This window comes from Enterobacter sp. Res13-Sevr-PEC09-46, assembly GCF_015672585.1.
In the GTDB taxonomy this organism is placed as follows: Bacteria; Pseudomonadota; Gammaproteobacteria; order Enterobacterales; family Enterobacteriaceae; genus Enterobacter; species Enterobacter hormaechei_C.
Window position 1 is genome coordinate 26,391 of the sequence record NZ_JADABR010000012.1, and the last position, 11,892, is coordinate 38,282.

General features: G+C 55.4%; 13 protein-coding genes. 2 read left to right on the top strand and 11 right to left on the bottom strand.

Annotated features, from left to right (window positions below; genetic code table 11):
• Position 1: 1 nt before the first annotated feature.
• Together fre and ubiD are read right to left on the bottom strand one after the other, a co-directional pair.
• On the bottom strand, positions 2–703 hold the full coding sequence (gene fre, locus IMQ56_RS06885; protein WP_003860778.1) for an NAD(P)H-flavin reductase: 702 nt from the start codon (positions 701–703) through the stop codon (positions 2–4).
• Between the two features lie 39 nt (positions 704–742).
• The gene (gene ubiD, locus IMQ56_RS06890) at positions 743–2,239 is read right to left on the bottom strand and encodes a 4-hydroxy-3-polyprenylbenzoate decarboxylase (protein WP_196063614.1); all 1,497 of its coding nucleotides are present in this window, start codon (positions 2,237–2,239) and stop codon (positions 743–745) included.
• A gap of 169 nt (positions 2,240–2,408) precedes the next feature.
• Here ubiD and rfaH point away from each other — a divergent pair, with 169 nt between their 5' ends.
• Positions 2,409–2,900 carry a transcription/translation regulatory transformer protein RfaH gene (gene rfaH, locus IMQ56_RS06895; RefSeq protein WP_003860779.1) on the top strand — a complete coding sequence of 164 codons (492 nt, stop codon included), beginning with the start codon at positions 2,409–2,411 and terminating at the stop codon, positions 2,898–2,900.
• Here the strand turns inward: rfaH and tatD are convergent.
• From tatD to udp, 9 genes are all read right to left on the bottom strand, one after another.
• A complete protein-coding gene (gene tatD / locus IMQ56_RS06900) occupies positions 2,897–3,679 on the bottom strand; it encodes a 3'-5' ssDNA/RNA exonuclease TatD (RefSeq protein WP_017694739.1) in 783 nt (260 codons plus the stop codon). The two genes, rfaH and tatD, sit on opposite strands and share 4 nt — an antisense overlap.
• A gap of 41 nt (positions 3,680–3,720) precedes the next feature.
• Positions 3,721–4,491, bottom strand: coding sequence for a Sec-independent protein translocase subunit TatC (tatC, locus tag IMQ56_RS06905; protein WP_015569997.1), 771 nt, complete (start codon positions 4,489–4,491; stop codon positions 3,721–3,723).
• Between the two features lie 2 nt (positions 4,492–4,493).
• A complete protein-coding gene (tatB, locus tag IMQ56_RS06910) occupies positions 4,494–5,036 on the bottom strand; it encodes a Sec-independent protein translocase protein TatB (protein WP_003860783.1) in 543 nt (180 codons plus the stop codon).
• Positions 5,037–5,039: 3 nt separating this feature from the next.
• Positions 5,040–5,294, bottom strand: coding sequence for a Sec-independent protein translocase subunit TatA (tatA, locus tag IMQ56_RS06915; RefSeq protein ID WP_003860787.1), 255 nt, complete (start codon positions 5,292–5,294; stop codon positions 5,040–5,042).
• Positions 5,295–5,370: 76 nt separating this feature from the next.
• Positions 5,371–7,011 (bottom strand): ubiquinone biosynthesis regulatory protein kinase UbiB, encoded by a 1,641-nt coding sequence (gene ubiB / locus IMQ56_RS06920; protein ID WP_023295741.1) that lies wholly within the window; start codon positions 7,009–7,011, stop codon positions 5,371–5,373.
• Complete coding sequence (locus tag IMQ56_RS06925; protein ID WP_023295740.1) at positions 7,008–7,613, bottom strand: SCP2 domain-containing protein; 606 nt, start codon at positions 7,611–7,613, stop codon at positions 7,008–7,010. The genes ubiB and IMQ56_RS06925 overlap by 4 nt, the downstream gene beginning before the upstream one ends.
• Before the next feature lie 13 nt (positions 7,614–7,626).
• Positions 7,627–8,382, bottom strand: a complete 756-nt coding sequence (gene ubiE, locus IMQ56_RS06930; protein ID WP_003860790.1) for a bifunctional demethylmenaquinone methyltransferase/2-methoxy-6-polyprenyl-1,4-benzoquinol methylase UbiE — start codon at positions 8,380–8,382, stop codon at positions 7,627–7,629.
• 66 nt (positions 8,383–8,448) lie between these two features.
• Positions 8,449–9,906, bottom strand: coding sequence for a DNA recombination protein RmuC (rmuC, locus tag IMQ56_RS06935; RefSeq protein ID WP_017383581.1), 1,458 nt, complete (start codon positions 9,904–9,906; stop codon positions 8,449–8,451).
• A gap of 138 nt (positions 9,907–10,044) precedes the next feature.
• On the bottom strand, positions 10,045–10,806 hold the full coding sequence (udp, locus tag IMQ56_RS06940) for a uridine phosphorylase (RefSeq protein ID WP_003860792.1): 762 nt from the start codon (positions 10,804–10,806) through the stop codon (positions 10,045–10,047).
• Positions 10,807–11,065: 259 nt separating this feature from the next.
• On the opposite strand from udp, the gene IMQ56_RS06945 reads away from it, so the two are divergent.
• Positions 11,066–11,872 (top strand): dienelactone hydrolase family protein, encoded by an 807-nt coding sequence (locus IMQ56_RS06945; RefSeq protein ID WP_023302906.1) that lies wholly within the window; start codon positions 11,066–11,068, stop codon positions 11,870–11,872.
• The last annotated feature ends 20 nt before the right edge of the window (positions 11,873–11,892 follow it).

An 11,892-nucleotide genomic window follows, 5' to 3' on the forward strand; every position in this document is an offset into this window, starting at 1 on the left:
ATCAGATAAACGCAAACGCATCGCCAAACAGACGATCTTCCCGCGCGTCACGCTCGTTGCAGAACAGGTCGCGGGCAATTTTTGCCATTTCAAAGCGACCGGCAATATAGATGTCGTGCCCGGCCAGCGTCCCGTGATCCTGCAATACCGCAGTCAGCACCGTACCGCTGCGCCCGCGCCAGCCCTCTTCCGGCTGCTCGACAACCGGCTCAATGCGCAGGTTTGGATGATTTACGCTCAGCGCTTCCAGCTCAGACAGATCGTAAAGATGCTTCTCTTCACGGCCGCCCCAGTAGATGGTGATATCGCGATTCGGGTTGCGCGCCAGCGCGGTCAGCAGAATAGAGCGGACATATGAGAAGCCCGTGCCACCGGCAATCAGGATCAGCGGACGGTCTTCGTCTTCACGCAGCCAGGCCTCGCCGTGAGGAATATCGACCACGATTTCACGCTCTTTCAGGATGCGGTCCATCACGGCCATCGCGTACAGGTTAAGCTCAGACGCACCAATATGCAGCTCAATAAATTCCTTCTCTGCTGGCGTTGAGGCCATAGAGAAAGGACGCTTATCACGCTCGTCCATCACGACCATCAGGTACTGACCGGCACGGAATGAGAAGGCCGCTTCAGGAACCAAACGGACGCGATATACGGTGTCGGTAATAGCATCTACCGACGTCACTTTACAGCTTAAGGTTGTCATTCGCTCTCTCTGTCGGGAAGTCTATAGGGCTAAACGGTCTTATTCTGCCTTACCGTTATTCATTATGGCCAGCTCGTCCCAGATCGCGTCAATTCGCGCGGTCACGGCAGGATCTTTTTCGATCGGGCGACCCCATTCACGGTCGGTTTCGCCAGGCCATTTGTTCGTGGCATCCAGTCCCATTTTTGAGCCAAGTCCGGAAACCGGCGAGGCAAAGTCCAGGTAATCAATCGGCGTGTTTTCCACTAACACCGTATCACGCGCCGGATCCATACGCGTGGTGATGGCCCAGATGACGTCATTCCAGTCGCGGGCATTGACGTCATCATCGCAGACAATCACAAACTTGGTATACATAAACTGGCGCAGGAAAGACCATACGCCCATCATCACGCGCTTAGCGTGACCGGCATACTGCTTCTTCATCGTCACCACCGCCAGGCGATACGAACACCCTTCCGGCGGCAGATAAAAATCAACGATTTCCGGGAACTGCTTTTGCAGGATCGGCACAAACACTTCGTTCAGCGCCACGCCAAGCACCGCCGGTTCGTCGGGTGGACGGCCGGTATAGGTGGAGTGATAGATGGCATCTTCACGCTGGGTAATGTGGGTGACGGTGAACACCGGGAAGTTATCCACTTCGTTGTAATAGCCGGTGTGGTCGCCGTACGGCCCTTCGGGCGCCAGCTCGCCCTGTTCAATGTAACCTTCCAGCACAATCTCTGCGCTGGCCGGCACTTCCAGGTCACTGGAGATGCACTTCACCACTTCGGTTTTGGTGCCGCGCAGCAGCCCTGCAAAGGCATATTCAGACAGCGTATCAGGAACAGGCGTCACCGCGCCCAGAATGGTTGCCGGATCGGCACCCAGCGCGACGGAAACCGGGAAGCGTTCGCCCGGATGGGCCGCGCACCACTCCTGGAAATCCAGCGCCCCGCCGCGATGGGACAACCAGCGCATGATGAGCTTGTTTTTGCCAATCAGCTGCTGGCGGTAAATGCCGAGGTTTTGACGCTCTTTATGCGGCCCACGCGTCACGGTGAGGCCCCAGGTGATCAGCGGTGCGGCATCGTCAGGCCAGCACTGCATGATGGGAATTTTGGTCAGATCCACCGCATCGCCTTCCAGCACTTTTTGCTGGCACGGCGCACCGCGCATGCGTTTGGTGGGCATGTTCAGCACCTGCTTAAACTGCGGCAGCTTGTCGAACAGGTCGCGGAACCCTTTTGGCGGCTCCGGCTCTTTAAGAAAGGCCAGCAGTTTGCCCACTTCACGTAACGCCGTGACATCTTCCTGTCCCATCCCCAGCGCCACGCGGCGAGGTGTGCCAAACAGGTTGCACAGCACCGGCATGGCGTAGCCTTTTGGGTTTTCAAACAGCAACGCCGGGCCGCCCGCGCGCAGGGTGCGGTCAGCGATTTCTGTCATTTCCAGATACGGATCAACAGGAAGCGTAATGCGTTTGAGTTCGCCCTGCTTTTCCAGCAGCGCCAGGAAGTCGCGTAGATCGTGGTATTTCATGCAGTTAATCATGGCCTCTCTGTAAGCGCTTCATTATACGGCGTAAGACCGCGTGATGCTGTAATTTTGTTAAATTAGCGTGAACTTCCACGACTTACTCTCTTTTTCGCCATTATAATCACCTTAGCGATCCCGCCAGGGTTTTGGTATGCTTGCGCCCCGAACAATGGGAAGAGTGATTATGCAGGCCTGGTATTTACTGTATTGCAAACGCGGGCAACTTCAGCGCGCGCAGGAACATCTTGAACGTCAGTCTGTTAACTGCCTGACACCCGTGATCACGCTTGAAAAAATGCAGCGTGGAAGACGCACGACCGTCAGTGAGCCTCTGTTCCCGAACTATCTGTTCGTCGAGTTCGACCCCGAAGTGATCCACACCACGACGATCAGCGCCACGCGCGGCGTCAGCCATTTTGTGCGTTTTGGCGCCCATCCGGCAAGAGTACCGTCATCGGTTATTCATCAGCTTTCTGTCTACCAGCAGCCTGAAGATATTACCGATCCGGAAACCCCTTATGCCGGCGACAGCGTGGTGATCACCGAAGGCGCCTTTGAAGGGTTACAGGCCATCTTCGCTGAGCCGGACGGTGAAGCGCGCTCCATGCTGCTGCTCAACCTGCTGAACAAAGAGGTGTTGCAGAGCGTTAAAAACACCGATTTCCGCAAAGTTTAGAACTGCACGCCGAACAGACGACGCACGTTATCATCGGTTTGTGCTGCCAGCCACTGGGCATCTTCTCCGCGCCAGTGCGCCACTCGCTCAGCAATATGCCCCAGGTAGGCCGGTTCATTACGTCGTGATGGCGGTTTGGGCTGCATATCCCGGGGCAACAGATACGGCGCATCCGTTTCCAGCAGCAAACGATCGGCCGGGATAACGGGTAACAGCTCACGCAGTTCCAGCCCACGACGCTCATCGCAGACCCAGCCCGTGATACCCAAATACAGCCCGCGGTTCAGGCAATCCAGCGCTTCCTGACGGGAGCCCGTAAAGCAGTGCAACACCGCGCCCGGCAGTTTCTCCAGCCAGGGTTCCAGTAGCGCCATAAAACGTTCATGCGCATCGCGACAGTGCATAAACACCGGCATCTCCAGCTCTGCTGCCAGCGCGAGCTGGGCGGTAAATGCCTTCTCCTGCTCTTCAGGTGTCGAGAAGTTACGGTTGAAATCAAGCCCGCATTCGCCAATGGCAACCACTTCTGGCGTTTGTGCCAGACGATGAAGCGCCTCAGCGCTTTCATGCGTCCACTGGCTGCTGTCATGAGGATGCACGCCTGCGGTGGACCAGCAGTGTTGATAGCGTTGCGCCAGCTGCCGTGCCTGCTCACTCTCATGCAGATTCGTTCCCGTCAGTAGCAGCCCACCCACGCCGGCGGCAAAGGCGCGCGCCACCACCTCATCGTGGTCTTTCGCAAACTGGGCGCTGGTGAGGTTAAGCCCGATATCAAACATACGTATCCCCATATGACAACCGCCCTGACGGGCGGTTGGTTTTATTCTTTAGTAGTCTCTTCAGACGGCTCGTCTTCTTCGTCCCGGGTACGCCCCTTTCCGACGTAGAAACGAGCGAAGAACACGCCGACTTCAAACAGGCAGTACATAGGTATCGCCAGTAAGGTTTGCGAGAAGACGTCCGGTGGCGTTAACAGCATACCTACGACAAATGCCCCCACCAGGATGTACGGGCGCTTCTTACGCAGATCGTCAGGCGTGGTCACCCCCACCCAGCAGAGCAGGACAATTGCTACGGGCACCTCGAAGGCGACACCAAAGGCCATAAACAGCGCCATCACGAAGCTGAGGTAGCTGGCGATGTCCGTCGACACCTGTACCCCTTCCGGTGCGGTATGCGTCAGGAAGCCGAAGGCCAGCGGGAAGACAACGAAGTAGGCGAACGCCATGCCGATATAAAACAGCAGCGAACTGGACACCAGCAGCGGAATAACCAGCTTGCGTTCATGCTTGTACAGCGCGGGCGCCACAAATGCCCAGACCTGATACAAAATGACCGGCGCAGAGGCAATCAACGACACCCAGAAGGTCAGTTTGATCGGGGTAAAGAACGGTGAAGCAACGTCTGTTGCAATCATCGTCGCGCCCAGAGGCATCTGTTTAATCAGCGGCGCGGAAACCACCTGATAGATATCGTTGGCAAAATAGACCAGACATAAAAAAATGAGGAAAACCGCAATAATGCAGTTTAACAGGCGCTTACGCAGCTCAATGAGGTGCGTAATAAGCGGTTGAGTATCATCTACTGCCATGTTTACGCTTTATCACTCGACGAGGGGGATGATTCGGAAACGGGCGCGGCGGGTTTTACCTCAGCCGTTTTGACCACGGGCTCTTCCGGCGGCACCTGCTTTTTCACTTCGGGCTCCTGCGGCGATTGCTCTGGCGAAGCAGCCTGATGCTCCGCGCTGGAAGGCGTTACACCCTCGCGCTGCTCTTCGCTACCCTTCACCACCGGATTGTGGATGGTGTTTGCTTCATCGCTCGCCTTCTCAGGATCGTTAATGCTGTAAGAACGCTTCATGGATTCCGCCGCTTCGCGCAACTCATCCATTGATGCTTTCAGCTCCGGCGTCAGGTTGTCCATGCTCGCCTTTTCAACCTTTTTCAGGCTGTCCTGAAATTCCTGAAGCTTCAGCTCCTGCGCCAGCTCGTTCTGCACGGTAGTTGCCAGCGAGCGAAGCGCCCGCACCCAGCCCACGACGGTTTTCACCGCAACGGGTAAACGCTGCGGCCCCAACACAATCAGACCAATCACAAAGACCAGCAGTAACTCACCAAAACCAATGTCGAACACGAATTACACCTGCTCTTTATCGTGACGTTTAGCCTCTTCCTTTTTGGCTTCGTCCTGCTTATCGGCGATGGATTTAGCGGTAAAATCAGCATCCTGACTGGTTTTTTCCTGCTTATTCTCATCATCGCTCATGGCTTTCTTGAAGCCTTTGATTGACGCGCCCAGGTCGGAACCAATCGATCCGAGTTTTTTCGTGCCAAACAGCAGCACAACGATGACGGCAATGATCACTAACTGCCAGATACTGATACCACCCATGCGTGTTCCCCAGTGATAGATGATTAATTAGTCAGATCGCATTATACGTATGCAATCTCTCGATAGCGACGCTAATTCAGCGCGTTTTTCGCCAGCCAGCAAGCCAGACAACCACACCGGCAGCCATAATCCAGGCTGGCATCATTTCCCAGTCCGGACGATTGATCAACAGCAACGTGCCGCTTATCAGCAGCGTCGCGCCAATTCCGAAGAGATAGCGGGACTGCCCCTGACGCACGCGACTGGATTGAAGCTCGTGCGCGATTTTATCCATGCTGTGCTGAAGGTTCTTGCTCTGACGCAAACTGTCGTAAACCAGTTCAGGAATTTCAGGCATTTTTTCAATCCAGAACGGGCCTTTCTCTTTAAGCGAGCGAACCAGGGCTGGAATACCGACCTGATCCTTAATCCAGGATTCGAGGAACGGTTTCGCGGTTTTCCACAAGTCTAACTGAGGATAGAGCTGGCGGCCTACGCCCTCAACGTAAAGTAATGTTTTCTGAAGTAAAACTAATTGTGGCTGCACTTCCATATTGAAACGGCGTGCGGTGTTGAACAGGTTGAGCAGGACGTGTCCGAAAGAGATCTCCGAGAGCGGCTTTTCAAAAATCGGCTCACAGACGGTGCGAATCGCAAATTCAAACTCTTCCACGTTGGTATCTGGCGGAACCCAGCCTGAATCCACGTGCAGCTCGGCCACCTTACGGTAGTCGCGATTGAAGAAAGCGATAAAGTTCTCAGCGAGGTAGCGCTTATCCTCTTTATTCAGCGAGCCGACAATACCGCAGTCGATGCCGATGTATTTCGGATCTTCCGGGTGCTCATAGCTGACGAAAATGTTGCCCGGATGCATGTCTGCATGGAAGAAGCTGTCGCGGAAAACCTGAGTAAAGAAGACCTGCACGCCACGCTCGGCCAGCAGCTTCATGTTGGTGCCCTGCTTTTCCAGCGCAACAACATCCGAGACCGGAATACCGTAGATACGTTCCATCACCATCATGTTCTGACTGCAATAGTCAGAATAGACTTCAGGAACATACAGCATCGGGCTGTCTTCAAAGTTTCGACGCAGCTGAATGGCGTTCGCCGATTCACGCAGCAGATTAAGCTCGTCAATCAGCGTTTTTTCGTATTCCCGAACCACTTCCAGCGGACGCAGACGGCGACCATCCGGCAACAGACGCGGCACCCAGCGAGCCAGGCGATAAATCAGCTTCATGTCTGCTTTGATAACCGGCAGGATATCCGGACGAATCACTTTGATGACCACCTCTTTGCCATTTTCCTTCAGGCGCGCGGTGTGAACCTGCGCAATAGAGGCAGAGGCCAGGGGCTGAATATCGAAATCATCAAACCAGGTCTCGATGGGGATATTGCCCATCGCTTCTTCGATTTGTTTCTTCGCTCTCGCTCCGTCAAACGGAGCAACGCGGTCCTGCAATAGCGCGAGCTGATCGGCAATCTGCGGTGGGAAAAGGTCGCGACGTGTTGAGAGCATCTGCCCAAACTTGATCCAGACCGGGCCCAGCTCCTGTAACGCAAGACGCAGGCGTGCGCCCAGCTCCTGATCCTTATGGCGATTCGGCATCCAGAACAGCGTGCGACGCCAAAGCCGAAGCGGCAGGGTGATACGCATTCTGGGGATAAGCTCGTCGAGCCCGTAGCTCAAAAAGGTGCGAACGATAAAATAGAGGCGCCGAATTTCACCAGGCGTCATTTGCCCTCCAGTTTTTCCAGCCGTTTGGTTAACGCATCAACTGCGCGCTCAACTGCCGCGGTCTCTTCTGCAAACCAGGCGACTTCTAAAGGCCCCGGCGCCATACGCCACTCTTCGGTCAGCACCTCGGCAGCGTAGCGCTGTTGACGGAGCAGACCTTTACGAAGGAAAGCGGAACCCGTGCGCAGCGTTTTGCTTATACCTTCAGCCGCGATGTCGCCGATATAGGGCGCCATCAGTTCCGCCGGGTCGAATTCAGCCTGATCGCTGAGTGCAACGAAGTTCTGTACCACCTGAATATCGCCTTCGACCTCCAGCTCACCGCTGCGAATAAGCGCCGTCATCTGCTGACGGTCACGCAGTTTTGGCAATACGCTCATGTGCGTAATCACCGAGCAGTCAGCCTCGCCTTCCCACTCCCCCAGAACGTCAAGCTGGCGTTCGCTGAAGACCAGCACAAGCGGCGTCGAGAACTCCTTTAAAACGATGCGCAGCACCTTTCCGTTAAGCCGCTGACGTGCGGTTTTCAGCGCCGGAGCGCGATACAGAAAGGCATTCAGTACATTCTCGATGCCTGCGGTGACTAAGGGTTTAATGGGCACGGGAAACCTCCACTCAGAACTTGTAACCACGATGCAGCGCGACGACACCCGCCGTCATATTGAAGTATTCCACGTTTTCAAACTCCGCATCCTGCATCATCGCTTTCAGCGTGTCCTGATCCGGGTGCATTCGGATGGACTCGGCCAGATAACGGTAACTTTCTGCATCGTTTGCCACCAGCTCGCCGATGCGCGGCAGAACGTGGAAGGAATAGGCATCGTAAGCTTTGCTCAGCGGGTCGATAATCGGTTTAGAAAACTCGAGTACCAGCAGTCGACCGCCCGGCTTAAGCACGCGGTACATGGAGCGCAGCGCTTTATCTTTATCGGTCACGTTACGCAGACCGAAAGAGATGGTGATGCAGTCGAACGTATTATCCGGGAACGGCAGCGCTTCGGCGTTGGCCTGAACATATTCAACGTTGCCTACCACGCCGATATTACGCAGCTTTTCGCGTCCCATTTTCAGCATTGAGTCGTTGATATCCGCCAGCACCACGCGGCCGGTTTCGCCAACCAGACGGGAGAATTTAGCGGTCAGATCCCCTGTGCCTCCGGCTAAATCCAGCACCGTTTGTCCACGGCGCACGCCGCTGCAATCAATAGTGAAGCGCTTCCACAAGCGATGAATGCCGAATGACATCAAATCATTCATCACATCGTACTTCGCCGCCACGGAATGAAATACGTGGGCCACCATGTCAGCTTTCTGCGCTTTGGCGACAGTCTGAAAGCCAAAGTGCGTTGTGTCTTGTGAATCGTCAACCATCTCAGAGCCTGCTAATCAGTCAAATGTTCGTGAAGTGTAACAGATTGGGCGCATTTGCCCTACGTTTCAACCACCGTGAAAGAAACGCGCCGGCTGCGCTTCGGGGGATAAACTCGCCGCTAAATCGTTGTCTTCATTGCGGCTATTTTGCTTACCGTCGCCTTCACGCAGACGAAACTCTTCGTCCTGAGCGGTAGCCTGCTCCACCAGTTCCGGATTAATCTCGCGTTTAACTTCCACCCCCAGGCTGCGAAACGCCTCCGCCTGCGCCAGCAAATTGCCACGCCCGGAGGAGAGTTTTTTCATCGCCTGGCGGTAGTTATCCTGCGCGCGATCCAGGCTTTGCCCCACCGAGGACATATCGTCCACAAACAGCCGCATTTTGTCGTACAGCTTGCTGGCGCGATCGGCAATCTGCTGCGCGTTACGGCTTTGGTGCTCATAGCGCCACAGGTTGGCAATGGTACGTAACGCCACCAGTAGCGTGGTGGGGCTGACCAGCATAATGTTATTTTTCAGCGCTTCGGTGATCAGTTCGGGCTGTCTGTCGAGCGCCAGCAGGAACGCAGGCTCGACCGGAATGAACATCAGCACATAATCCAGCGATCGCAGCCCCGGCAACTGCTGATAATCTTTTCTGCCCAACAGACGGATATGGTTACGCACGGAGGCGATGTGCTCCTGCAACGCTGTTTCGCGGGTGTAGTCATCCTCAGCGTTGAAGTAGCGCTCATAGGCCACCAGCGTCATTTTGGCGTCGATAACCACATCTTTGCCCTGTGGCAGACGAACAATGACATCCGGCTGCATCCGCGAGCGCGCATCGTTCTCAATGCTGACCTGCGTTTCGTATTCGTATCCTTCGCGCAGGCCAGAGGCCTCCAGCACGCGCGTCATGACCACTTCGCCCCAGTTTCCCTGCGCTTTGTTATCACCTTTCAGTGCGCGCGTCAGGTTAACCGCCTCCTGCGCCATCTGCGCATTCAGCTGCTGGAGATTACGAATTTCATGCGCCAGCGTGTGGCGTTCGCGGGCTTCCTGACCAAAGCTGTCCTGTACCTGACGGCGAAAGCCATCCAGCTGTTCACGCAGCGGCGTCAGCAGGCTGTTCAGGCTCTGGCGGTTCTGCTCATCCACGCGGCGATTGCTGTGCTCAAAAATGCGGTTCGCGAGGTTCTCAAACTGCTCGCTAAGACGCTGCTCGCTGTTGATCATCTGACGGATTTTGTCTTCGGCGTGCAGTTGGGTGGACTCAAGACGGGTGGTCACTTCACGGAGATCGGCCTCCAGCGAGGTATTGATATCACGCAGATTGCGCAGTTCGTTATTGAGCAGTTCGCATTCGTCGCGCCAGTGATCACTCAGCGCAAGCTGTTGTTTCGTCGCGCTAAGTTCAGCGACGATCTCCTCGCGCTCTGCCAGCTGTTCGGCTTTCTGCTGCGCATGCTGGTAGCCGGAAATGAGCCAGCCAATTCCCACGCTCACCAGCGCAATCACTGCATAAATCAGGATTGAGATATCCACAATGCCCCCTGCATCAACGTATTACCGCACAAAATAGAATTGTGCTGTATGAACGTCCAGTTTGAAAGGGTTTTCCTGCGAGGCGTTACGCAAAAAGAAAAGGCCGAGCATGTCGACCTTTCAGCACTGAAGAGAGAATTAGATCAGGCGGCGCGCCGCTTCAACCACGATTTTCACCGCATGGCTTTCAGTCTGCTTCATGGTTTCAGCGTTCGGGATCTCCTGCTGAGTACGGTTGACGATAACGCCCGCCACCATACCGGCACGCAGACCCTGGCTTGCGCACATGGTCAGCAGCGTCGCAGATTCCATTTCGTAGTTCATGACGCCCATCGACTGCCACTCTTCCATGGAGCCTTTGAAACGGCTCACCACGCGACCAGAGAAGGTGTCGTAACGCTCCTGGCCCGGGTAGAAGGTATCGGAAGAGGCAGTTACGCCCACGTGGGTGGTTGCGCCCACGGACTTCGCGGCTTCAACCAGCGCGGTGGTGCATTCGAAATCGGCCACTGCCGGGAATTCCATCGGTGCAAAGTGCAGGCTTGCCCCGTCCAGACGCACGGATGCGGTGGTAACCAGCACGTCGCCCACGTTGATGTGCGGCTGAATGGCGCCTGTGGTGCCGATGCGCAGGAAAGTACGAATGCCCAGCTGCGCCAGCTCTTCTACGGCGATAGAGGTAGACGGGCCACCAATACCGGTAGAGCACACGATCACCGCTTTACCGTCCAGCTCTGCGCGCCAGGTGGTGAATTCGCGATGCGCTGCCAGCTTAACCGGCTTATCCATCAGCGCGGCGATCTTTTCCACACGCTCAGGATCGCCAGGGACGATAGCAAGCGTAGCCCCTTGTAAATCGTTTTTAGTGAGGCCGAGATGAAAAACATCAGACTTAGACATAGGTGACTCCTCTGTGGGTCGGTTTGTCAGAAGAAGTAAAACGGTACTTTACAGAAGCAATGTGCATTATTTCGTGACACACCTCACCATGAATGAAAATGATTGCAGTTAATTTCCATAAAATAGTGATTCACATCACATTAACAAGTTATATCGCCGGGTGCTGCACAAAAGATAGACGCTATAAGGCACTGTGGATTGTTAACCTGGTGTCTATATTTATCTTTGCGCTAATCCATTCATTGGTACGGAGAATGCCATGACTGAAAAAATCGGTTTTGCACCTGCTGCGGCCCCGCATGCTTCAACCATCGTCTCAACCCCTGAAGAGGCTATTACCGCAGGCGAGACCTCCATTCCCTCCCAGGGAGAGAACATGCCAGCGTACCACGCGCGGCCAAAATCCGCCGATGGCCCGCTGCCCATCGTGATCGTGGTGCAGGAAATATTTGGCGTTCATGAACATATTCGCGACCTCTGCCGCCGTCTGGCGCTGGAAGGTTACCTGGCCGTTGCGCCGGAACTCTATTTCCGTCAGGGCGATCCGAATGATTACAGCGACATCCCGACGCTGTTCAGCAACCTGGTCAGCAAAGTGCCGGACGCGCAGGTGCTGGCCGATCTCGACCACGTTGCCAGCTGGGCGGCGCGCAACGGTGGCGACCCGCACCGTCTGATGGTGACCGGCTTTTGCTGGGGCGGACGCATTAGCTGGCTGTATGCCGCGCACAATCCGCAGCTGAAAGCCGCTGTGGCCTGGTACGGTAAACTGGTGGGTGAAAAGACCCTGAACTCGCCGAAACATCCGGTTGATATCGCCACCGATTTAAATGCCCCGGTGCTAGGGCTGTATGGCGGCCAGGATACCGGCATTCCGCTTGATACCGTCGAGACCATGCGCCACGCGCTGCGGGCGGCAAACGCGAAGGCCGAAATCGTGGTGTACCCGGATGCGGGACACGCGTTTAATGCCGATTATCGTCCGAGCTATCACGCAGAATCGGCGAAAGATGGCTGGCAGAGAATGCTGGCGTGGTTCAGCCAGTACGGCGGGAAGAAAGCGTAATACAAAAAGCCCGGTGGCGG

Bases quoted from the DNA above. Each gene is read 5' to 3' on its own strand.
- fre (WP_003860778.1), bottom strand. From the start codon at position 703: ATGACAACCTTAAGCTGTAAAGTGACGTCGGTAGATGCTATTACCGAC.
- ubiD (WP_196063614.1), bottom strand. From the start codon at position 2,239: ATGATTAACTGCATGAAATACCACGATCTACGCGACTTCCTGGCGCTG.
- rfaH (WP_003860779.1), top strand. From the start codon at position 2,409: ATGCAGGCCTGGTATTTACTGTATTGCAAACGCGGGCAACTTCAGCGC.
- tatD (WP_017694739.1), bottom strand. From the start codon at position 3,679: ATGTTTGATATCGGGCTTAACCTCACCAGCGCCCAGTTTGCGAAAGAC.
- tatC (WP_015569997.1), bottom strand. From the start codon at position 4,491: ATGGCAGTAGATGATACTCAACCGCTTATTACGCACCTCATTGAGCTG.
- tatA (WP_003860787.1), bottom strand. From the start codon at position 5,294: ATGGGTGGTATCAGTATCTGGCAGTTAGTGATCATTGCCGTCATCGTT.
- ubiB (WP_023295741.1), bottom strand. From the start codon at position 7,011: ATGACGCCTGGTGAAATTCGGCGCCTCTATTTTATCGTTCGCACCTTT.
- ubiE (WP_003860790.1), bottom strand. From the start codon at position 8,382: ATGGTTGACGATTCACAAGACACAACGCACTTTGGCTTTCAGACTGTC.
- udp (WP_003860792.1), bottom strand. From the start codon at position 10,806: ATGTCTAAGTCTGATGTTTTTCATCTCGGCCTCACTAAAAACGATTTA.
- IMQ56_RS06945 (WP_023302906.1), top strand. From the start codon at position 11,066: ATGACTGAAAAAATCGGTTTTGCACCTGCTGCGGCCCCGCATGCTTCA.